14 protein-coding genes are annotated in these 21,621 nt (G+C 52.0%); 6 read left to right on the forward strand and 8 right to left on the reverse strand.

Annotated features, from left to right (window positions below; translation table 11 throughout):
• Positions 1 to 110: 110 nt before the first annotated feature.
• Both ACN2TU_RS16420 and ACN2TU_RS16425 read right to left on the reverse strand, forming a co-directional pair.
• A complete protein-coding gene (locus ACN2TU_RS16420) occupies positions 111 to 1,463 on the reverse strand; it encodes a sulfatase (protein ID WP_435156846.1) in 1,353 nt (450 codons plus the stop codon).
• Positions 1,464 to 1,596: 133 nt separating this feature from the next.
• Positions 1,597 to 2,892, reverse strand: a complete 1,296-nt coding sequence (locus ACN2TU_RS16425) for a glycosyltransferase family 4 protein (RefSeq protein ID WP_435156848.1) — start codon at positions 2,890 to 2,892, stop codon at positions 1,597 to 1,599.
• Between the two features lie 156 nt (positions 2,893 to 3,048).
• On the opposite strand from ACN2TU_RS16425, the gene ACN2TU_RS16430 reads away from it, so the two are divergent.
• Positions 3,049 to 5,010 carry a hypothetical protein gene (locus tag ACN2TU_RS16430; RefSeq protein ID WP_435156850.1) on the forward strand — a complete coding sequence of 654 codons (1,962 nt, stop codon included), beginning with the start codon at positions 3,049 to 3,051 and terminating at the stop codon, positions 5,008 to 5,010.
• A gap of 19 nt (positions 5,011 to 5,029) precedes the next feature.
• A complete protein-coding gene (locus ACN2TU_RS16435) occupies positions 5,030 to 6,574 on the forward strand; it encodes an oligosaccharide flippase family protein (protein ID WP_435156851.1) in 1,545 nt (514 codons plus the stop codon).
• A 14-nt stretch (positions 6,575 to 6,588) separates the two neighbouring features.
• Here the strand turns inward: ACN2TU_RS16435 and ACN2TU_RS16440 are convergent, their stop codons facing one another.
• The 4 genes from ACN2TU_RS16440 to ACN2TU_RS26965 form a co-directional block, all read right to left on the reverse strand.
• Positions 6,589 to 7,539 carry an alkaline phosphatase family protein gene (locus tag ACN2TU_RS16440; protein WP_435156852.1) on the reverse strand — a complete coding sequence of 317 codons (951 nt, stop codon included), beginning with the start codon at positions 7,537 to 7,539 and terminating at the stop codon, positions 6,589 to 6,591.
• 165 nt (positions 7,540 to 7,704) lie between these two features.
• Positions 7,705 to 8,718, reverse strand: a complete 1,014-nt coding sequence (locus tag ACN2TU_RS16445; protein ID WP_435156854.1) for an AAA family ATPase — start codon at positions 8,716 to 8,718, stop codon at positions 7,705 to 7,707.
• A gap of 54 nt (positions 8,719 to 8,772) precedes the next feature.
• Entirely contained in the window at positions 8,773 to 9,906 is a 1,134-nt protein-coding gene (locus ACN2TU_RS16450; protein WP_435157056.1) for a DUF4350 domain-containing protein, read from the reverse strand.
• The gene (locus tag ACN2TU_RS26965) at positions 9,819 to 10,097 is read right to left on the reverse strand and encodes a DUF8044 family membrane protein (protein ID WP_472850209.1); all 279 of its coding nucleotides are present in this window, start codon (positions 10,095 to 10,097) and stop codon (positions 9,819 to 9,821) included. The genes ACN2TU_RS16450 and ACN2TU_RS26965 overlap by 88 nt, the downstream gene beginning before the upstream one ends.
• 328 nt (positions 10,098 to 10,425) lie before the next feature.
• On the opposite strand from ACN2TU_RS26965, the gene ACN2TU_RS16455 reads away from it, so the two are divergent.
• Together ACN2TU_RS16455 and ACN2TU_RS16460 are read left to right on the forward strand one after the other, a co-directional pair.
• Entirely contained in the window at positions 10,426 to 11,355 is a 930-nt protein-coding gene (locus ACN2TU_RS16455) for a glycosyltransferase family 2 protein (protein WP_435156855.1), read from the forward strand.
• 1,050 nt (positions 11,356 to 12,405) lie between these two features.
• Entirely contained in the window at positions 12,406 to 13,215 is an 810-nt protein-coding gene (locus tag ACN2TU_RS16460) for a class I SAM-dependent methyltransferase (RefSeq protein WP_435156857.1), read from the forward strand.
• A gap of 223 nt (positions 13,216 to 13,438) precedes the next feature.
• Here the strand turns inward: ACN2TU_RS16460 and ACN2TU_RS16465 are convergent, their stop codons facing one another.
• Positions 13,439 to 15,817 carry a hypothetical protein gene (locus ACN2TU_RS16465; RefSeq protein WP_435156859.1) on the reverse strand — a complete coding sequence of 793 codons (2,379 nt, stop codon included), beginning with the start codon at positions 15,815 to 15,817 and terminating at the stop codon, positions 13,439 to 13,441.
• A gap of 407 nt (positions 15,818 to 16,224) precedes the next feature.
• Here ACN2TU_RS16465 and ACN2TU_RS16470 point away from each other — a divergent pair, with 407 nt between their 5' ends.
• Entirely contained in the window at positions 16,225 to 17,340 is a 1,116-nt protein-coding gene (locus ACN2TU_RS16470; RefSeq protein WP_435156860.1) for a carbon-nitrogen hydrolase family protein, read from the forward strand.
• 80 nt (positions 17,341 to 17,420) lie between these two features.
• On the opposite strand, the gene ACN2TU_RS16475 is transcribed toward ACN2TU_RS16470, so the two are convergent.
• Complete coding sequence (locus tag ACN2TU_RS16475; protein ID WP_435156861.1) at positions 17,421 to 17,684, reverse strand: hypothetical protein; 264 nt, start codon at positions 17,682 to 17,684, stop codon at positions 17,421 to 17,423.
• A 773-nt stretch (positions 17,685 to 18,457) separates the two neighbouring features.
• On the opposite strand from ACN2TU_RS16475, the gene ACN2TU_RS16480 reads away from it, so the two are divergent.
• A complete protein-coding gene (locus ACN2TU_RS16480; protein WP_435156862.1) occupies positions 18,458 to 21,610 on the forward strand; it encodes a hypothetical protein in 3,153 nt (1,050 codons plus the stop codon).
• The last annotated feature ends 11 nt before the right edge of the window (positions 21,611 to 21,621 follow it).

The following is a 21,621-nucleotide window of genomic DNA, read 5'->3' on the forward strand; positions in this document are numbered from 1 at the left end:
TGAAACCAGCGGGATAGTGACATCGGATACTACTCGATTGAATTATTGTGAGTGAAGAACCCTAGCACCAACATGGGCTGAACACCACGACGAACTCATCACTGCTACAATCAACGGTATCCGAGATCCTCTAAACGTTGCTCAACGTCTTCATCAAGGCTGACCGGGGAGACACCCGTGACACCGTCGAGGTCTTCGATTCGAGCAGAGACAGCAGTTTTGACTAGATTTGCCCCTGAATCATTCCCCTCCGTGTTCATTCGTTTTCGTTCACCATCATGCATGGTGAAGAGGCGTCGTTCATCATGTATCTCGTCGACCTCGTACAACCAGTCGGCTGAACGCGCACCGACGACTACGTCGCCTTCAACTTGATGTTCGGCAAGGACGTACGAACGCGACTCGTCGAGGCCAGGACATCGACCCGTGTACGCTTTTGGAATCTCCAACCCAAGGGCGTCATGGATTAGCGGTGGTATATCGAGTAAGCTGACTAAATCTTCGGTCGCGTCACCGAGATACTCAGGACCGTTCAGTACGACGAGGGGAACGTGCAAGAGTTCGTCGTGCATCCTCTCCGGTTTCCCAAACTGCTCGAACTCGCCAAACATCTCACCGTGATCCGAGGTGACGATTACAAGCGTCTCATCGAGCACACCGGTTTGTCGCAATGTTTGAAGGATTCGTGCTAGCTGGTCGCTCACGTACTCGATAGCCGCATCGTACAACCGTTCGAGAATTCGTAGATCCTCGGACGATAACGAACCCGGTTCAGTCAGCAGTGTCGAATACATTTGGGAAACCTCCGTCTGGGATACATCAGCTACTTCGTATCGCTCACGATATTCGGAGGGTGGGTAGCACGGATGATGAACGTCCATATAGTGCGTCCAACAGAAAAATGGGGTAGAGAGTTGCTGTAACCATTCGACTGTGTCGTCCGTAATTACTTCTGCACGTACGTACGGCCGAGGTTTCCCTGCGACGATTTGGTACGCTGTCTTGATAGCGTCCGTGAGATGGAGCTTTTCGTCGATATTACGCAACATCGGATTATTGAGTTCGATACCACGAGGAAAGATCTTGGTTGCTATCCCCATCAGCACATTCTGATAGTCCTCAAATTGGTCGAAACCGAGTTCATAGTTGAAATAGCTCGAAAGAAATGGGTTACAATGATACCCAGCAGTGGCCAGACCGTTTTTTCCAAGTTCCCGGGCTAAACGCGGACGGTCGTCTCGTAACGGGCCGAGGCCCCCATATGAAAGAGGCATCGTTCCGGTGAGCATTGCAGGGAATGAGGGTGTTGTCCCGGGACCAGTTGTAAACGCCCAACGAAAGGAATCTCCTTCTCGCATCATTCCTTCGATCGCATTCGCGTCAACGGTTTCGTTTCCGAAACTGGGGAGATGGTCGGCGCGAAGCGAGTCGATCGTTACTAAGAGGACGTTATTGGGTGTCATAGAGGTTACGTTAGCCGCTCCACTTACCGCGTCAACCTCTTTATTATTTAAAATATCCCGATTTTTTCGATTGAGTTCCGATAATACTATTTCCTTAGTTGGGTCTCCGTCCCCTTCCCGATTCACGGCTCGATCAGGTGGAAGAAAGTATCCGAGAATACCGCTCGGCGGTCGTCTCTGCAATACTCCGCCACGAATAGTGTTGCATCGCTCGCTCGTATGCTGCTTTGCCCATTGCACGTCTTCGCTCGACATCCGATATAATTCGCTCAACCGCTTCTGCGAGCAAGGCAGGAGACTCCGGTTCGACGAGGACTCCTGTTTCTTCAGTTATTTGCTCGGGTATTCCACCGACAGTCGTCGAGATAACAGGAGTTGCTGCAGCCATCGCCTCTAGCGTTACCAAAGGAAACACGTCGGAGCGGGTGGGGAAAACGAACACGTCTGCCCGCCTGTATAGCTTGTTGAGAAGAGAGCCACTCACGTGCTCAAGATAGCGAATATTTGAGGTTTGCAAACGTTCAGCTAGCTTTGAATCCATAGGGCTACCGGCCAGTACGAATTCACACTCACAGGCCACCATTCGGTTTGCCGCAAGCAGATCCTGAACACCCTTTCCGGGGAGAACTTTTCCGACGAACAGAAGCATTGGATCCGATTTGGAAATCCCCAATGTAGATTCTAACTGCTCTCGTTCGTCTCTGGTTGGCGGATTGGGTTGAACACCGTTCGGAACGACGCTCACCGATTGGGCGGGGAATTTTCGGTTGAGAATGTCAGCATCGCTCGCCGAAAGTGCAAACAGGTGTGATGCACGACGAAGAACCGTCCGGTACGGCGAGAGAAACCCTGCTCGAAATGCCAGTTTTGCAACCCACGGCATGTTCATCGTCTTCGGGAGTTCCGGAATCTTACTGATACCGTGCGTCGTCACGCAGTACGGGAGGTCATTCATTTCACATTGGAGAGCAGCAGCGACCATTCCCGCAAGTGGAACAGCATTGTGAATGTGGGCGATATCGTACGAGTCAAGTGGATCTGGCGGGGTGAGTTGTGTCCAAATCAGCGAATTCGAATAGTTTTTCTCCGACTGAATCAGACGCTTAGCCAGGTCTCGAGGGAACGTTTGTGACGGGATCTGGTAGAACGGGTGTTGCAGTCGGAGTTCGGATGCTAACTCCGTGTCGTATCGTCCAGCCATTTTCACCGTGTCGACCGAGGCGAACTCAGCGAGATGGTCACCGAGTTGAAGACCAGCTCGAACGGCCCCCTCACGATCGTTCGGTGCTGCCACGATTACGTTAAGCACCCGCAAGTCCCCCTCGGAAGAGGACTCTGACTTGGCGATCATGGTATCGGTAACACTGTCGAGTCGAGGGCTCATAAGTCCGTTGTAGCCCGTGTTTTCGAGTGGCGGAAGCGGAACCACCCGACTACCCGCAAAAGAGTTTAGTAAATCTGTGTTGATGATGTTTTATGAAATTCCGGAGAGATGGGGCTCGAGCCGAAAGTTCCCCGTTTTCATTTATTGCCCCTGGAGCGAACACGGAACCTGAATACGTAGCCTTCATCCATCAATCGTAGTATGGCTTCAGACAATCCGGATTTCCCGATCGTTTCACGCTTGGCGTCACAGGGAGTGGAGATCTATATCGGGTACGCGTTTATTTTCGCTGCTACTATTGGGCTGATATTGGTCTCATCTTTTTTTGACCCCAGTACGGTCGTACAGGGTCTCTACGGTGTGATCGGTGCATATCTCGGAGGACTGGTGTTGTATCTCTACGATCGACCTATTCGTAGTTTTAGTGATAGCACAATCCACGTCACGACCCCATCTGCAAAGCAGTATCTGAAATTCAATCTGATCATCTGCTGTGTCTCGATCAGCGTCGCCGGGATATTAGAAACTCCCCTAATAGCGGTCTTACTCCTTATGCTGCTCGGATTTCCCCTTCTGATGATTCAAATCTTTGGCCCTATGAATCAAAAATTGTACTTGATTCAGCTGTGCAGCCTATCTGGATCCATCCCGATGATCAAATGGCTCACTAGCGGACTCTATTTTGGATACGGGGACATATTCATCCATTTACGCTTTGTAACAGAGCTCTTATCTTCCAACTACGTCCAGTTTATCCCGGATCTTATTTATCAATCATTTGGCGGCTTTCATAGCTTCATTGGGAGTTTACGTCTCATTTCTGGTCTCTCCGGTGCTGATTCACTCTATCTTAGCGGGGTGATTCTCTATTCAGTGTTTCCGCTAATCACGTATCTCTTTGCGATGTCGCTCTCATTGAACCAATTGCAAGCGATAGCAGTTGCTACGGTCATCCCATCGATTTACTTGTTCCCGTTTTTCGCGAGCTACTTCTTCCCACAGTCCCTCGCCATTCCATTGGTCATCATCGGTCTTTACCTCGTGATTAGACAATCGACTAGCAGTGGAATCCGATTTGGTCTCCTTGGAATCATGTTCATTCCCGCTCTGAGTTTCATCCATCACTTCACCTATTTCTTGCTGATACCGATCTTGGTTCTGCTCTTTCTATTGTATTGGTTCGTGCTCCGCATCTCGCCAGTGCAGACCGAGTCGGGATTCAGATTGAACTACCCCCTATTCGTCGCCGCGCTCGTCGTTATCGTCGTTCATTGGGTGATTTTGGCGAAAGGGATATACATTGGAGGTTTGATTTTCGCCCTCCTCGATATTGTGACTACTTTATTTGAAAGTTCCGGTGGGGGAGTACAAACCTTCACGCTCGGACAAATTTCGGCCAAGTCGGAATTCGCCACTGGACTTCACTGGTTGTTTAGTGTTTCCGGGATCTACTTTTCAGCACTCGTAGCAGTTTCCATCATCGCTCTTGGAGTCATAGCGAAGCACCGTCGCAAGTATCACCAACTATTTCCGGTTCTGATTGTCGGTTTGGCAGGTTCAGTGTTCATTTATAAGCTACCGATTCCGATCAAGTCCAGTGAACGGATCGGGTTCCTGTGGGCTATCTTCTTCGTCTTCATACTCGGTCTCGGTCTCTACCATGCCACGCAGCAAGAGCGGCACTCGATTGGTTCGATCTCACTCTGCCTCCTGCTTGTCGTGATGGGAATCACTGCCCCCTTGGTCGGTGGTCACGACTATTACAAAGTAAAACCGGGGTACGACCAACAGAGTACGTTATCGGAACAGCAGAGTAGCATGCTCGCGTCTTCAGGATACTTTTCACAGAACTACTCGTCAGGTGTTTCGACACTGTGGATGCCACGAAAAGCACTGCAGCGATTCGGGGTCGATCGTGTAGACCGGAGCGAAGTATCGGAGCGAGGGATTACTAACTCGAAAACCAATACATTTCTGTATCTAGAGTGGTGGCCGAAGTATCGGCTCAAAGCGATGGCCGTAAATCGATCCGTGTATAAAAACAACATTATTATGTCCGAACAATGGTTACAAAACGCGATCTCGTCGGAGAACAAGGTATATTCGAGCGGTAAAACCGGAATATTATGGGAAAACGAAACGATCACTGTCGATGAGAACTGATACCGAATCGTCCAGCTCAATGACCGAGAAATCTTCCGATTCGTATTCGCCGCTTCAGTCGGTTTCTCGCGGCGCATCGATATTCGCACTCGGAAAAGGAATCGATAATGGTCTCCGGTATTTTCTGACTCTCCTATTGACACATGGGCTAGCAACACCTATCTTGTTCAGCGTATACGCCTTCGCGACCACGATACTTGCTGTCATCAACGTATTTACGAACCTGGGAACCAACCAATCTATCCTAAAGTTCGTCCCCCAATACGAGGACAACTCGGGGAAGCGACGGCGGATGCTCGGACTTGCGTACCTTACTTCACTTGGGGCGGGCATCGGTGGCGGCGCACTGTTATACGTCGCCGCACCATGGATAACCCAATTCTCGACGTTTACGGCGAATGGGGTGGGACCGTACCTCACCGAAGGACTCCGAATTCTTGCGATAATGTTGCCGTTCAATACGCTAACCAACTGTGTCAAGAGTCTCTTTAAAAGTCTCGAACTCCCCGAATACCAGGTACTGATCGAAAATATCCTCATTCCCAGCCTTCGCGTTATTATGATTGGAATCGCGCTCCTCCTTGGATACCAACTCGTCGGCGCGATAACGGCGACGGTCGTTGGAATGCTTCTCGTTTTCGCCGCGGCCGTCTGGCTGGCTTATACGAAGGCGTCCCTATCGCCCTTGTTTTCTGCGACACGAACAGAGACGGTCGAGTTTTACAACTTCTCCCTTCCGCTAACGCTCAATCAAGCGGGCTATATCCTCTCGAACCGCGTCGACATTCTGATGGTTGGATTCTTGGTCGCTGCTGGTGACGCCGTCGGCATGTATAAAATTGCAACCGTGTTGGCCGGATTCCTCATCCTCCCGCTCAACGCGTTCAGCCAATTGTTCCCTCCCATCGCGTCGCGTCTCTACACCAACGGCGAGATCGACAACCTCGAATCTCTCTATCGGCGAGTGACTCGCTGGTCGTTCACGATGGCACTGTTTCCTGCGGTCGGGGCGATTGTGTTTTCTACTGAACTGTTGACGCTCTTCGGGGACAGCTACACGCAGGGACAACTCATCCTTCTATTGTTCGTCGTTGCCCAGCTCACCAATGCAAGCGTCGGACCGAGCGGCTACCTCCTCATGATGACCGACCATCAGTACATGACGCTCACCAATCAGTGGATTCTCGGCCTCTGCAATGTCGTCCTAAACTACTTCCTCATCATGGAGTTCGGGTTAATCGGGGCCGCGATCGCCAGCGTGACGGTCATCTCGTCGGTTAATGTATTGCGGGTCGCGGAAGTATGGTACTTCGAACGGCTGTTTCCCTATTCGCGGAAATATCTCAAGCCGATTTTCGCCGGTCTTGTTTCGGCACCCCTGATGTACGCAGTACGGGCAGTATTCCTCGAGTATCTGCCCCCCTCAGTGGGGAGAACGGTTGCTGCGCTTGTAGTGGGTACAATTGGTGGGGTTATCGGTCTCGTAGCGTTCGGAGCAGTGCTGTACTGGCTCGGAATCGAGCAAGAGGATCGGGATTTCTTCGCTAAACACATTCCAATCTGAATGCCTGATTGGTTTCAGTATCCAGTGTAGCCAAGATCGCTCAATCGATCCTTGATAACCTCTTCCTCCAATGTTTCATACTCGATCGGTGAATCGGATTTCACTATCCGACGTTCAGTCGCTTCGTTGACAACCCATGGTACCTGGATTAATTCACGCTTGTGCAGATTCCTCGGATGACCATATGCTCGTATCGGAATCGGAAAAGTGCGTTCACCAACGAGGTTGCCATGATCGGCGGTAATGACCGTTTTTCCGTTCAGTCCCTGAACCAGTTCGAATACGTGGGGGAGCACCACACTGAGATTTTCCGCATAGGCGTCGAGGATTTGTCGCCTGTCTACATTCATCCCATACAACAATGCGTTCCATGGATGTGGTTTGCCGCCCTGATCGGTCTCGATACCCATGTGCTCGACTTCTTTTCCTTTCTCCCCAATGAACGGAAAATGTGGCTGCATGAAGTGGGAGATTATTCGTTTGTCGGGATACTGGTCGAGCACCTCGAGCGTTCGTTGAACCATCGTCTCCGGCAACACCGTTCGGTGCTTTTCGTTCCAATCGTCGCTCAGGAGGTTGACGATGGCATGAAAGGTTTCGTCCGGCAGTTTGAACGCGTGTGGATTCGCCGTGACGTAAACCGTATCTTGGCATTCCCGTCCGACAAAGCTCTCTTGCATGAATTCCCAACTTTCGCTCCCTGGGGACAGTTTGCTCGTCACCCTGTCCCCGAAGTTCGCTTGCTGGATGTACATATCATACCGGCAAGCATCCAAGATAATGAGATTGTCCCAGTCTTCTTCCATCACATCCATACGTGGCTTACGATTCACCAGTTGGGAGCAGTAGGCGTTGAACTTGAGGGCGATGTCTTTCTGGAGGCGAACGATCTCTCTTCGGAGGAGTTTCGGCTCGCGTAGAACTCGTTTCACATCCTCAAGCGAATATTGCTGCCGACGGGTCATGAGTGACACAATAATAGTGAGCGAGATACTTATAGTTCCCATTCTATCATTTGACTCGGCAAAAGCGCGTCTCGACCCGTGCGATGACTACCAATAGAAATCCGATGGAAACCGGATTACGGCGTCTGATTTTGCGTTATGTAACTACACTTTTCCCTTGTTGATTCATTCACTCTGGCTATCAGAAATCGCCTCCTCAGCGGTAGGTTCATAGAGGGATGCTTCTGCATCAACGGAATCACTCGGGAGCGAAGTTTCCTCGAGAATCTCTTCGATGATATCGCCACTCGTTACGCCACTCAGATCCGCATCAGTACTCGGTTGGATCCGATGCGTAAGCACGGGTTCGGCGAGGTTTTTGACGTCATCCGGGATAACATACTCCCGTCCCCGAACCGCTGCTCCCGCCTTACAGGCATCGAGAAACGCAAGTGTTGCACGTGATGACCCGCCATATTCCACGTCCGAATGCTCACGGGTCGCTTCGATAATGTCGAGCATGTACTGCTTTACTGATTTATGAACGAAAACGTCGGAGACAACCTCGCGAGCTGAAAATACATCTTCGGCTGACACTACAGTGGATACGTCCTCGGTTCCGAGATCAGGTTGGCTATCGAATCGGTTTACCAACCTCAATTCGTCGTCCCGTTCGAGTATATCGACGGTTAGTTTCAGCTGAAATCGGTCGCGCTGGGCCTCTGGAAGTTCATACGTCCCCTTCATGTCGATTGGATTTTGAGTTGCAATCACGATGAATGGGTTCGAAAGCGACAACGTGTCACCTCGAATCGTCACCGCTTGTTCTTGCATTGCCTCCAACAGCGCGCTCTGTGTTTTTGGCGTTGCCCGGTTGATCTCGTCGGCGACGACTACATTAGAGAAGATCGGCCCTCGCTGGAGTTCGAATTCACCGGTTCCTTCCCGATATACATATGTCCCCGTAATATCGGCCGGGAGAAGGTCGGGCGTCATCTGTATCCGGTTATACTCAAGTCCTATTGCGCGTGCAAACAGATTGGCGATCATCGTCTTCGCGACTCCGGGAACCCCTTCTAAGAGGACGTGGCCGCGCGACAGCAGCGAAATCATGAGATGCTCAACAACAGCCTCGTTTCCGATCAATACACTGCTAAGCTCTTCGACGACGTCGCTATAGATGTCAGCAGGTTCACTCATATAAAGCACATACAATGTCGACCCTGATAATTCATCTGGGTCCTCACAGATTCCTCATTTCCGATGTTCATGAAGGGCTGTGACGACGCGTTCGATACGTTGGGAGTCCCACTCTGGGTGATGTCTTTCGATGTAGTCCATCAGCTCTTTCTCGCTGATTTTCGGGGCATTCTGCTCGGACGAATCCCGATACAAGTCACTGATCCACTGACGAGGCCGTCGCAGCCAGCCCGCAAATCCGAGGATTCCAATGATTCCAATCAGAATCTGCAGGGGTGGCGACGTTCTGAGCGTCATCACGGCACGTACCAGCGGTGGCAATCGTGCCGAGTGCGAGTAGTCCAACATCACGATTCGATGCCCTTCGAAACTGTTGTGAATGAACGCTCTGTTATCGGATTGGTCGATCATCGCATTGATGAACAGACTGGGATCGCCGATGACGATAACACGGCCTTTTCCGACTCGTTCCGTCGATGCGACCGGAGTGGCCGTGAGCGTCTCGTTTGTGTCGAGCTTTCGGTTTTGATTCGTATCGATGTGGGCGTAATTCGATGTGGTCGCAAGGACGGTCGAATCGTGCGGACGGACCGCCGTTCCGTAATTGAACGTAAGCGTATCGACTCCCTTCGTGATTCGATGATTCGAGGTGTTCCGTATGACTGGCATAGCAGGGGAGCGATAGTTATACTGGACGTCTCTAACAGGACGTCCATCGATGCGGGCGCTTGCACCGATCGATTCAAGTAGCTGATTAGAGTGCCCCCCAAAGTCCTCGGCAATGATTAGAGTGCCTCCGTTTCGAACGAATTTCTTGACCCGAGATCGTTCAGCGGGTTCATATGCGGTATTCGGTGAGATAACGACGGCGACAGTGTCGTTCGGATTCACATCGGCATAGCCTGCCGTGTCCCGAACTATTCTGCTTTCTGCACCGGAATCAGATGCTACTGAACGGAGTTCCGTTGCACCGTTCCATTTCATGCTATAGCTGCTGAATGCAGCCGACGAGGTGCTTATCGCGAAGAGAAGACCCCCAATAATGGCCACAGTAAGCACAAGCAAAAGCAACCGTGGATACCCGATGTCGGATAGCCTCTTCATGGAACTATCCCCGTCCCGAGTAGTGACAGTATCTTCCTGATGAGGAAATACCCTAATAATATGAGCCCCAGGATGACGAACCATTTCAGTCGTGTTCGCCACTTTGGTGTGACGTTAACAGGTGCCGTGAATTCAATCATGATGAGGAATCCAACAAAAGAACAAACGAAAAAAATCGGCAGTGAAAGTTCCCCGAACACGGACAAAACGAAAATTGCGGAGAGCATCCAAGCGACTTGACCGTAAACTAAGCGCTGTTGGCCTCCCGTTGTCATCCTATACAACGTTGTGGTCCAAGATATAGTATGTTGTGGTACATATCACATGCACATACCCACGATGATGAATCTTGATATTACGAAACTATCAATTATTTCTATGTGATGTACAGTTTCGGTGAATCTGGCCGATTCTGTTTGAGGAGCGGGTAGTTCAATGATAGGGAGCGGACTGCCGCTTTGGTATGAATGGACGGATACTCGTTGAGGAGAACCTCATCAGGCTAATACCATAGAACGATTCTTGGCCTATTGTATGGTTAGAATGGCGATTTGGTCGTGGCCATGAAGGTTTAACCAATTCGGATTGTATTGGTCTCACGCTATGGAGGGGGGGCCAACAGTTAGCGTCGTGATACCAACATATAATCGAGCGGACGTAATTGGGGGTGCGATCGATAGTGTTCTAAACCAGAATTTCAATGATTTCGAGCTACTGATCGTAGATGACGGCTCCACTGACCATACTCAAACGGTGGTAGACGACTACAGTGACCCGAGACTTCGTTATATCGTTCACCAACAAAATATGGGCGTGAGTGAAACTCGAAACTCCGGTATTATGGCAGCTGATGGTGATTACATCGCATTTCTCGACTCTGATGACCGCTGGAAACCTCGTAAACTACAACGACAGATTGCTGCGCTGGAACGGAAGTCCGAAGAGTGGATTGCAGCTTACTGTGGGTTCTCTTACAACAAGCAAAGTCCAATGCAGAGGCTAAAATACTATGTCTTTGATCACCTGTTCCATACCTCGAGTAAAAAAAGCGGTGGAGCGGATCTAATCAGGGAAATACTCATGCTAAACCTCCGGATTGGTCCCGGATCGACACTAATCGTTAAACGGAACGCCATTACTGAGGTAGATGGTTTCGATCACCAACTCGATATTCACGAAGATTGGGACTTGATCATTCGGCTTCTCCGATATGGAAAGCTGGAGTACGTGGAGGAAGATCTCGTGGTCATACACGAATCGAACGATCCGTCTCCGATCGATATGCGTGACGCTAAACAGCAATTTCTCTCGAAACATTCCGGAGCAATCGCCGAATTGGAAGATAAAAATCACGACGTGACAAACCTTCACCAGTTTCACCTAGGCGGATGTTACATAAGGGAAGGCGAATTCACTAATGGCCACCATTATATCGACCCTTCCATGATTCGCAAGCCAAAACATTTCCTTCAGTTAATATATTGGATGTTCATCGGGGTGAAAATGCGCTTCAGTGACTACATGGATTTCTGAGTGATCTAATGAACTCGGATACAGTTGAGTATCGATTATTTTTAAGCACAGATACTGTGAGTTGCAACCAGCATATTAAAAAGAATGTATGCCGTCTACGAACGTTGAACCGATCAAAGAGGGTTCTGTTCTGGATAGAACTTAGTGAACGAGTGAGCAGTTTGTGGCCTCCGATGCTTTGTAACACCAAGAATCGCGCACAGTTTCTTTGAACCCGTCCTTGCTCGAATGCTGGAATGATGTACGCACCGCGACTCAAGGCACGCGGGGTGCAGATTCACTCGACGAAAATTCCATTTTGAGAGCCATCCTCAGTTCTCGAAAATTCCGTCGTACTCGTTCACTTCAGGTGGTGTTCCAGCAAATTTATCGGGAAGATGACAATGTCTTAAACCCGCCATCAACTGCGCCGACGCGAGCCGCGGTTGACGAAACGCCGTCAGAATAAACGGCGATAAGAATTGTACATACGACACAATATTAACCGAAATAAAACCGTTCTCGGCGTCGCTGTGTTTAATCAACATGGCATCGATTCGACGGCTACGTTTCTCTCCGAATTGGCCGAGAATCACATATCTCGGACGCGATGATTTTCGGCGGCTACAGCCATCGATCTTCCCCCTTTCGAACTAAGATTGAATGGCTGGCTTGACTATACAGAGCGAAGCGTGGTCGAAAAGTTGTTTCTTACCCTCCAAATGTGTAGCGACCGTTCCAAATGTCGTGGGTGGACTGTCGGCCAAACGTAACTCTTTGTCTTGCTCAGAATATACACTACTATGGCCATTGCGAACCGCACCAATCGCTCAACTAACGAACACCTGCTGAGGTGGAGCTAAACTAGTCAATGCCCGGTAGAGATATAGTTTTTCTTAAAGAAACATCTTAGACAATATAGTAAATACACAGGAAATTACGCCCAAAAATCATATTTTACTTCCCGATGAACGGTCGATACCGATGGTATCTCAATTAGTGGATTTGATTAGACGAGGGCTAAAGAACCCTTCAGAAATCCCCCCGTTCTTAATACGACAAGGGTGGCCAGTGTGGCAATCTCTTGGCTTCCATATTATTCCAAATCATTACTATTACCCGGTTCCGGACACCGATGACCTTCGAGAGAAACAACCCTGGGACGATGATTATCCCACCGAAGGCATCGAGCTCCGTGAAGAAGAACAACTGAAACTTCTGGACGATTTCAAGCAGTATTTTTCGGAATGTTCCTTTTCGGGGACAGAGATGTTTCCTCACGCTGATGGAGCGGTTCTCTATGCCATGGTTCGAAAATTCAAACCTGACAAAATCATCGAGGTAGGGTCGGGTGTCTCAACAAGACTTTCATTGATTGCTTCCACACAAAACAAGAAACAAACGGGGGACACAACTGAAATAATAGCTATTGAACCGTATCCGGATGAGTCCCTTCGAGAACTGAATCGCACTCGCGAAAATCTCACACTGATCGAGACGAAAGCAGAGGAACTCGACGCTGAGAATTATTTGCAGCTCAAAGAGGGGGATTTTCTGTTTATTGACTCAAGTCATACTCTCAATATCGGTAATGACGTCGCTCACCTTTATTTAAGGATATTGCCGCAACTTCCGAAAGGGGTGTATGTTCATTGCCACGACATCTTCTTCCCGTCCGAATATCCGAAAGAGTGGATACTGGATTCCCATCGTTTTTGGACGGAGCAATATCTTCTACAGACGTTTTTGATGTTCAACGACTCCTTCGACGTCGTTTGGTCAGGTCATCATATGTACGATGAGTATCGCGATAAATTTGAAAAAGCGCTTCCGAAGGCAGAGAGGTGTGGGGGAAGCTTTTGGATCAAACGAGTTGATTGAGCACATCGTCCTTGGACATCCGGACGAGTCGTACTGGGTTGGATTCGAGTTTCGACTTTTTTCGGTTAGACCGACGATGATCGTCGAAGCGTACTCAGCTAGTAGTGGATTATCATCATGTTCGACGTTTGGATATTGCGCTCAAAGAGTGAATGGGATATCGTATAAAAAGAAAACAACTCACTGACTACTGAACCCTTGAAAATAGTCGCGGTGCGGGGTTTTATGGGGAGCCCTCGAAGACGGTGTATCCGATTGCCTCCCTGGCGAAGTGAGTCGATTCATTGTCGTAGCTTTGTTCTTCTTCGACCTTAACCTCTACCCCTGTCCCCGAGAGGTTTCGATAGCGCAGATGGACAGTATCCCCTCCATTGAATGTTTGAACATCACCAATGAACTGCGGTGATTCGTACTGTTGTTGGAACGTGATACGAGTCCACTGATTGGTGAAAGTGGTACTAGTTCGCTGCACCTCGAATGGTGTGCCGTCGAGCTCTCCCGTCGCTTGTTGGAGTGCAATGTAGCCGACCGTCTCGGTCACGTGTGCGCCTTTGGCCTCCTCCTCTTGGAGCCGCACCCCAAACGAACTGTTTGAGACGTTTCTCAGTCGTGTAACAACGGGGTCAGCACCGTTGAACGTCTGTGGCTGCGCCAGGACGACCGGTGTTCCCGAGGGGAAGAAACCGTCCAACGAAACGGTAACGAAGTCGTCTGTAGACCATGCATTCTGATTCGCTTGGATGGATACGTTTCCACCTTTCACCCGATACGAAGTGCCATCGCTTAGCTGAATCTCGCGCTCATTCGGCTCTGCGGCGAGTGAGTGGAATGTTTCGCTGGGGTGTGGTCCGTTGTAAGGCGGCCACAGATACTGCCATTCTTCGAGTTTATATTCGAAGTTGCCATCAGCGACGTTTCGGAGACGAACATGACATGGTTGGCCACCGTTGTGCGAGAGCGGTTTCGCGATAGCGATTCCATTCGGTTGCACGACCGAATTGGCTTGCTGCCACTGATTTTGGTTCTGTTGTCCACCGGAATTGATCGTATTTATTCTGAATATGTCCTCAGCGCCCGGGTCGTACGGTTCACCATCCACGGTCCACGTTGCTGGGCCTTCTGCCTCAGTCGAGACGATGCCGCCAGTCACGTAGAAGGCGTACGTCTGTCCTGCTGGAATCGTGCCAGTGGCAACCTCCGCATTCGGTGGCCGAGTTGGCTCTCCGTCCGGCCCCCATTCAGTCGGTATCGTCGCCCCATCGTTGCCCGCCGGGAGGACGTACTCGCCAGCGGTAATCTGGAACGTCGTCGGCGAGCTATTTCCATTGTTATCGATACGAACCAATTGTGACGGCTCCATCGGCACCTCGCCAAGTGGTGGCGGACTCGGCAGTGGCGGCGTCGTATCCGGTGGGGTGGGATTGCCGTTCGTGGTCATTCGATTCCCGACGAATGAGGAATTCGTCTGCGGGCCGCTCCCGCCGATGACGCCGGAAACCGTCCCCCACGTGTCCGGCTCCTGCCCGATGTAGACGCCGTACTCCGAGTTGTGATCGTTGGTGACGTGGACGTCCTCGAGTTGGAGGTATTCGAGGTTCGCGGGTGTGCCATCGTTCTGCGTTGCATTGTAGGTGTAGATTGCATCGTGGTTCTTCGTCGAATCGTAGCTGATACGGACGTTCTGAACGTCGATGCGCTGGCACGGCGTCGGTGCCGTGATTGCCCCGCCGCAACTGCTGTCCAGATAGCGGTGATAAAAATCGCTGTCGGCGATGAGGAGCGTGCCGTCGTACGTGTTGATGCCCGCCGACGAATTCGCCGGGTCGGTGGCTTCCGCGTTCACGCCGCGTTGGAGCGACCCGCCCGACCACGTCTGCCGAGGGTGGCGGTCGTTTTTGATCGAGACGCAGTTACGAACATCGGTAAATCCCCCGAGTCGCATCCCATTCTGCGTGTTACGAACGAAGCAGTTCAGAATTTTGAGCCGCCCTTCGGGTTTTTTGGCATAAATCGTGTTCTCGCCCCAGCTTTCGAACCAACAGCGGTTGAACGTGAGCGCCCCCTTCGCGGATTCGACTAGGATTGCCCGGCGATTGCTCGCTTCCGTCGGTGCACACGAACCCTCATGGAAGTAGCAGTCCTGTAAGAGCCCACGTGTGCCCTCCGCTGCCGACAACCGGAAGTAGGTTCGGGCGTCGCTCGAGGTGTTCGACCCGACATTCGAGTCGGTGGCTGCTCTCACCCGCCCACGGGTGATGAGTCGCCTGAGCTCCCAGTTACCCGCGCTGGAGTTCATTCGCACGAACGGCGGCACCGTTGTGTTCCGCATGTCGAGTTCGAAGCCGTCCAGCACGAATCCATTCGAGGACACGTCGATCCACCTGATGCTGTCACCTGACTGACCGGGAACGAGTCGAGCACCGTCCGGTGCGATGAGTTCTAAGTCGTTCGTACCCGATTGTACAACGAGCTCGTTGAGTTCGTACGTCCCTGGAGGAAACTCGATAGTCGTATCGCTCCCGACGAGGTCACCGAGTACGGGGTCGATGGCGTCCGCTCCGGTATCGTCCGCCCCTTCATCGACGATGTTGTAGGTCGGCATTCACAGACCCTCCCTCAACGAGCTACAGACGTCAGTGTAGCCACTCGAGCGGTGACGACTATCCACGGATGGTTGCCGTAGCGTACCACCGAGAGCTGTGTCATTTTTTTCTCGACCGTCAGTGTCAACTGCGTGCATTCGCTGAACAATGCTTTTACTCGAAACCATACGTTAATCATTCAACATCATAACCATTGTTATGAGGTGTCTGAAGATAGAATATCAAAATTGTTCTTTAGTCAATCATACCATAACGAGGCAAATATTACTGTTTTTACTAATGGATCATATGAAGAGAATGGCGGACACGTCTTGGTAGAGGACACCGGCGGTGAGACCGTCGTGGTCAGAACGTGTGCAAACGTACGAACGGAGTTTATTTGGTGTGCGATAGCACGCCATACAGTATGGGTACTGACTCACTCACACTCGCAGCAGCGCAAGTCGAACCGGTCTATCACGACAAAGAAGCAACCCTCGACAAGGCCTGTGAGTGGATCGAGCGGGCTGGAGATGAAGATGTGGACATCGTCGCCTTCCCGGAGACCTTCTTCCCCGGCTACCCCTACTGGCGGCGGGCGGTCTCCATTCCACGCTGGACGGAACTGATGGTCGATCTCCAAAAGAACAGCCTGTCAGTGGATGACGATGCACTCGATGTTCTCGGCGACGCCATCGACGATGCGAACGTGCACGTCGTCCTCGGGACGAACGAACTCGATGAGAGGCCGGGAAGTGAGACACTCTACAATTCGATGTTTTTCTTCGATCGCTCCGGCACACTGGTTCGACGCCATCGAAAGTTGATGCCGACACATGGCGAGCGAACCATCTGGGGTCGTGGCGACCCATCGAGTCTTTCCGTGCACGAGACCGACGTTGGAACGGTTGGCGGCCTCATCTGCTATGAGAATCACATGACGCTTTCGAAGGCCGCACTCTGTGCGATGGGCGAAGAGATTCACGTTGCTGCCTGGCCGGGATTTTGGACACAGGATGGCCATCCCGGTGACAAGACCCGCGCCGAATCGACCGCCGACACGGAGACGTGCGATATCTATCCCGCGGTTCGGGAATACGCGTTTGAGACGCAGTCGTTCGTCATCTCGAGTTCGATGTATATGGGTGACCTAGCACCGGAGAAATTCCAGGAGGGGGAACTGGGCTACGACCTCGCAGGCGGTGGGAGCATGCTCGTCAACCCCGCGGGAATCGTCAAAGCTGGGCCTACCCTCGACGAAGAAACGCTTCTCGTCGCCGAATTCGACCGTGACGAACGCCGAGCGACGAAGGCGTACTTCGACGCGATGGGTCATTATGCACGTTGGGATGCCGTCACTCTCGAAGTGAATGACACGGCACTGAATCCGATCCACCAACGCGACCACGCTGGCCAGAACGGCGTCCACGCCCACGGACAGTCGGACGGTCAACTCTCACCTGCGAAGGCCGAGGAAATTGCAGCGAAACATGATGTTTCGATTGAGGCCGTCGAGGCAGTTGCTGAGGCACTCGAAGAATAGCTCTTCATGAGTGAGATCCGAAAATGAATGTTCCAAAAATCCACAAAAACTCCATCTAGCGACTCTTACTCACGCTGGGGCTACATGGTCACACAAATCCCGGTGGCAGGAATGCAGACACGCCGGGTACGGTGGTCACGACGCCTCTGCAACAGACGAATTCCGAATGCGGTCACGAGTGCCAATGCAATCGCACCACCAGTCACGAGGGGATACGAGATGGCAATCAGCATGGCGAGGAACGCCAGATATATCGCTGCCCACCCGACCATCGTTTTTCGAAGGCTGTGCGTCGAGTCTGGGGTTTGTTGCCTGCCTGGCAACTGCGTTGGAAGTGCTCGCATTACAGTTAAACGATAGTCGGCTATCGACATATGCCTAAGCTGAATTACATTTCTGTAGGGGAAGTTACCGAAATCGATTTCAGCGGATTCGGCCTCGGTTTTCAGGCGTGCTCTCTGGCCTCCCAATACCGTTCGCCCACATCTATCTCAGCAATCGGGGACAGCGACACTCAAACAGGAGCACACCACTATTCCACGAAAAGCGTGCTGACGAGTATCGGTACGTACTGGCCGAATTCTTCCAGAATCTCGTTCGAGAAGATGATTCGACGACCTCTGCCTCCGGAAAATCCCTCCTTTTCGAAGCGTGCGATGGACGCGCTGAATGCCTGATTCTACCGAGACACCGATGGAAATTGTCGCCAAGGATAGCATCACGAAAAGGAATTCATATTCATCCAATCGTGAGATTAGGGGTCTCTCGCCGCCTGCTCTACCACTGATACACTCTATCGGGGATCGATGCAAGGAGAAAGCCAGCGGTTCCGACTGTACGCAATGCTCGAAGACTGCTGAGTGCGTTTGTCTGCGGAAGATCGGAGAGAGCGTTGCGACGCTCCCCGCTATTCGACGGTGTCATCGATGCCGATACAATATGTCCTTCCCGTGGTGGATGCCGTGATATATAACTCGTTTTTTCACATCTGGAAGTTTCAGACGCTGATGCTTGATTCAGATCATTGATCTGACTGGAGTAATCAGTGGTTACGGTCTAAAACCACTATTCAGACGCCTCATAACAAAGTCCAACCCCTGGTTCGGCTTTGTTGTTCATGGGAAAAAATGATAGCATTACTGGCATTGAACGAAGAGATTACCTCAAAGCAATCACACTCAGTGGCACTGGTCTGTTGGGGCTTTCCGGACAAACTGCAAACGCCACTGCACAGACAGACGGCGGAGAGGATACCGTGTGTAACACAGCACAAGCAAGCAGTACCGCCATGATTAGCGTCGATTCGTCGAGCGCGACCGACTGGACGATCAACGACCGAATCTTCGGAAAGTTCATCGAACACAACGGACGAGACGCCTATCCCGGTATTTATTCCGACCACGTGGCCAATGGCTCCTTCGAAGTCTGGAATACCCCGACCGCAGGTGATCGGACTGCTGTGCTGTACCCCGAAACGGCGACCTATGAGGGAATCGCCTATCCGTGGGAACCGGTTGAGACCGCCGGAAACATAGATTTCGTCCAGAATACCGGTGGAGGACACGGACGCGAAGCGGAACCCGATTTGGAGTTCGGCGATGGCGTCCCAGCCGACAAGCGGCCATCCCCGTCGGGCGTCACCCAACCGCGATACCAGCGCGTATTGCTTACACCGAATGGATCGTCAAATCCCCAGGGCGGCGTCAAACAACGAACAGCGTTGCCAGACGAGCGCACCCTCGAATACGTCGTCGAATTCTCGATTCGAGGACGGCAGATTTCCGCCTGTGATGTCCAGCTCGAGGCAGCTGATGGGAGTGTCCAAATTGCCGAATCGGTTCCCGTCACACGCAATTGGCAGCGTCGGTCGGTGACGCTGGAACTCAGTACGGAAAGCACGCAGCGGTATCGGGGGTCGCCGTTCGGCGAATACGAACTCTCCTTTGTAGTAGAGGGCCAAGGACGGGTCGATCTCGACTGGGTGATACTCCGGGCTGGCGACGCTATCAACGGGAAGTTCAATCCGACGACCGTGGAACTGCTCGACGAATTCAACGTGACGAGCCTGCGGTGGCCGGGCGGCAATTTTGCGAGCCAGTATCACTGGCAGGACGGCGTCGGCCCGCTGGAGGATAGACCGGTCGTTCCGAACGTGAATTGGGGTGGCCTCGAACGGAACTATCTTGGAACTAATGAGTTCCTCGAATTCTGTGACCTCACCGACATCGAACCGATACTCAACGTTGGATTCTGGTCAGAAATTCCACCGGAAGAGGCGGCCGACTGGGTCGAGTACGTCAACGGTGACCAATCGACCGAGATGGGCCAATTACGTGCCGAGCACGGCTATCCCGACCCGTGGAACGTGACTTCGTGGCAAGTCGGCAACGAGGTCTACGGTGACTACCAGGTCGGAAATGCTGATGTGTACGAATACGCCGACGAATTTCAAAACTACCAGAATGCGATGCAGGCGGCCGATTCGAGCATCGACGTCCACGCCGTCGGTATTGACCCGATGTATACGGATTTCCACGACGGTTCGTCCGAAACCCGGTTCGGAGAGCCACCGATATGGAACCGAGAGTTGTTCCGAATTGCCGGGCAGTCGGTGATGAGTATCGATATTCACCGCTATGTTCGGGGCATCATCAATCGGGCCAATCGTGAAGAGTGGTTGGAAACAAACAACACGGATCCGGTCGGATACAACGAGGTTCTCGTCAACTTTCCCAGTGAGTTCGATCAACTCATGCAGGAAGTCGTCGAGGAAGCCGCCCAACACGGAATCGACGGACTCGAAATCGACGTCGGCGAGTGGAACCTCCAACCGCAGGTCAGTCCCGGCTGGCCACGCGCGGACTATCCCACGATGGCCCATGCAGCTTTCACGGCCAGTATGTTCACCACGTTCATGCGCCGTGGCGATGCCATCTCGATGAGCCACATGCGGGATAACTCCCTGTTTTGGCGACCATACCCGATCGATTTCCGACCGGTTCCACCCGGCGATTATGCGGCACAGACCTTCGCAGAACCCTTCACGGACGGTACCACGGAGTGGAACCGTCTCTCGATAACCATCGACAGTCCAACCCGTACCATTCCCGAAACTGGCATCAGAATCCGCCGGATGGAAGACGTCCCATACGTGGACGCAACAGCCATTCGCGACGCTGGCAGTGGGTCGAACGCAATCGTGTACGTCACAAACCGCAACTTACGGGACACCTACACGACAGAGGTGAGTGTCGACGGCTGGTCGCCCTCGAGCGATCCGTCGTCCGCACAAGTTCCGGTCGTCCTTCAGACGCCAGCGAACGGTGACCCGTTTGCACGACAAACGAGTTGGACGACGACGAATGGGTTCGACCGCCAAACCCTCCAGCTAGAACCGAACGCGAACGGCAATATTGAGGTGACGTTACCACCAGCGTCCATCGCGAAGCTCGAATACACGCTTCCCGTTGATCCGTTCGATACCGAGACGATTACCCAAAATCAGCCGGATAGAGATACTTGGCACCAGTTCGATTCCGATGCGCAGGAGCCTCGAATCGTTATCGTGCAACCACTCTCGTATAACGGCGGGCAACCGGCGCACATCCGTCTGCGAAACGTCGCTGACGGCGATTTCGAGTACAAACTCGAAGAATGGGAGTATCTCGACGGCGCACACATCACGGAGACGTTCCACAGTCTTTCGGTGGAACCGACCGAACAGACGGTGCAATTAGACGATGACACGTCGTATCGACTGACCGCAGGAACCGTGGATGTGGATCACACCTTCGAATCCGTTGGGCTGGGGAATGTCTTCGGAACGGAAACACCGGTCGTCCTGTCCCAGTCCCAAACGTTCAACGGGGGTGACCCGATCGTCACCCGCATGCGAAATGTTTCGAGTGGGTCGTTCGATGTGCGAGTCCAAGAGGAGGAGGCCAAAGGCGCACACACGACTGAAACAGTCGGCTACATCGCGCTCCAGCAAGCAACGGGCATGCTCGACGGGCGACCGTTCGAAGTCGGGCGAACTGGAACGACGATCGATGATAGCTGGACGCGTCTCACGTTTGACCACCAATACGAGCAACCACAGTTCATCGCGAGTATGCAAACGTTCAACGGCAACAACACAGCGAACCTGCGCTATCGAAATCTCACGGGCACCGGCGTCGACATCAAGGTCGAAGAGGAGCAAAGCGCTGACGCAGAGACGGCTCACGTTGCAGAAGTGGTCGGATACGCCGTTTTCGAGGGTTCTGTGTGAGTTAAAGCTAT

It is taken from the genome of Haladaptatus marinus (assembly GCF_051194195.1).

Bases quoted from the DNA above. Each gene is read 5' to 3' on its own strand.
- ACN2TU_RS16450 (WP_435157056.1), bottom strand. From the start codon at position 9,906: ATGGTTCGTCATCCTGGGGCTCATATTATTAGGGTATTTCCTCATCAG.
- ACN2TU_RS16435 (WP_435156851.1), top strand. From the start codon at position 5,030: ATGACCGAGAAATCTTCCGATTCGTATTCGCCGCTTCAGTCGGTTTCT.
- ACN2TU_RS16455 (WP_435156855.1), top strand. From the start codon at position 10,426: ATGGAGGGGGGGCCAACAGTTAGCGTCGTGATACCAACATATAATCGA.
- ACN2TU_RS16465 (WP_435156859.1), bottom strand. From the start codon at position 15,817: ATGCCGACCTACAACATCGTCGATGAAGGGGCGGACGATACCGGAGCG.
- ACN2TU_RS16480 (WP_435156862.1), top strand. From the start codon at position 18,458: ATGGGAAAAAATGATAGCATTACTGGCATTGAACGAAGAGATTACCTC.
- ACN2TU_RS16440 (WP_435156852.1), bottom strand. From the start codon at position 7,539: ATGACCCGTCGGCAGCAATATTCGCTTGAGGATGTGAAACGAGTTCTA.
- ACN2TU_RS16445 (WP_435156854.1), bottom strand. From the start codon at position 8,718: ATGAGTGAACCTGCTGACATCTATAGCGACGTCGTCGAAGAGCTTAGC.
- ACN2TU_RS26965 (WP_472850209.1), bottom strand. From the start codon at position 10,097: ATGACAACGGGAGGCCAACAGCGCTTAGTTTACGGTCAAGTCGCTTGG.
- ACN2TU_RS16475 (WP_435156861.1), bottom strand. From the start codon at position 17,684: ATGCGAGCACTTCCAACGCAGTTGCCAGGCAGGCAACAAACCCCAGAC.
- ACN2TU_RS16420 (WP_435156846.1), bottom strand. From the start codon at position 1,463: ATGACACCCAATAACGTCCTCTTAGTAACGATCGACTCGCTTCGCGCC.
- ACN2TU_RS16430 (WP_435156850.1), top strand. From the start codon at position 3,049: ATGGCTTCAGACAATCCGGATTTCCCGATCGTTTCACGCTTGGCGTCA.
- ACN2TU_RS16470 (WP_435156860.1), top strand. From the start codon at position 16,225: ATGGGTACTGACTCACTCACACTCGCAGCAGCGCAAGTCGAACCGGTC.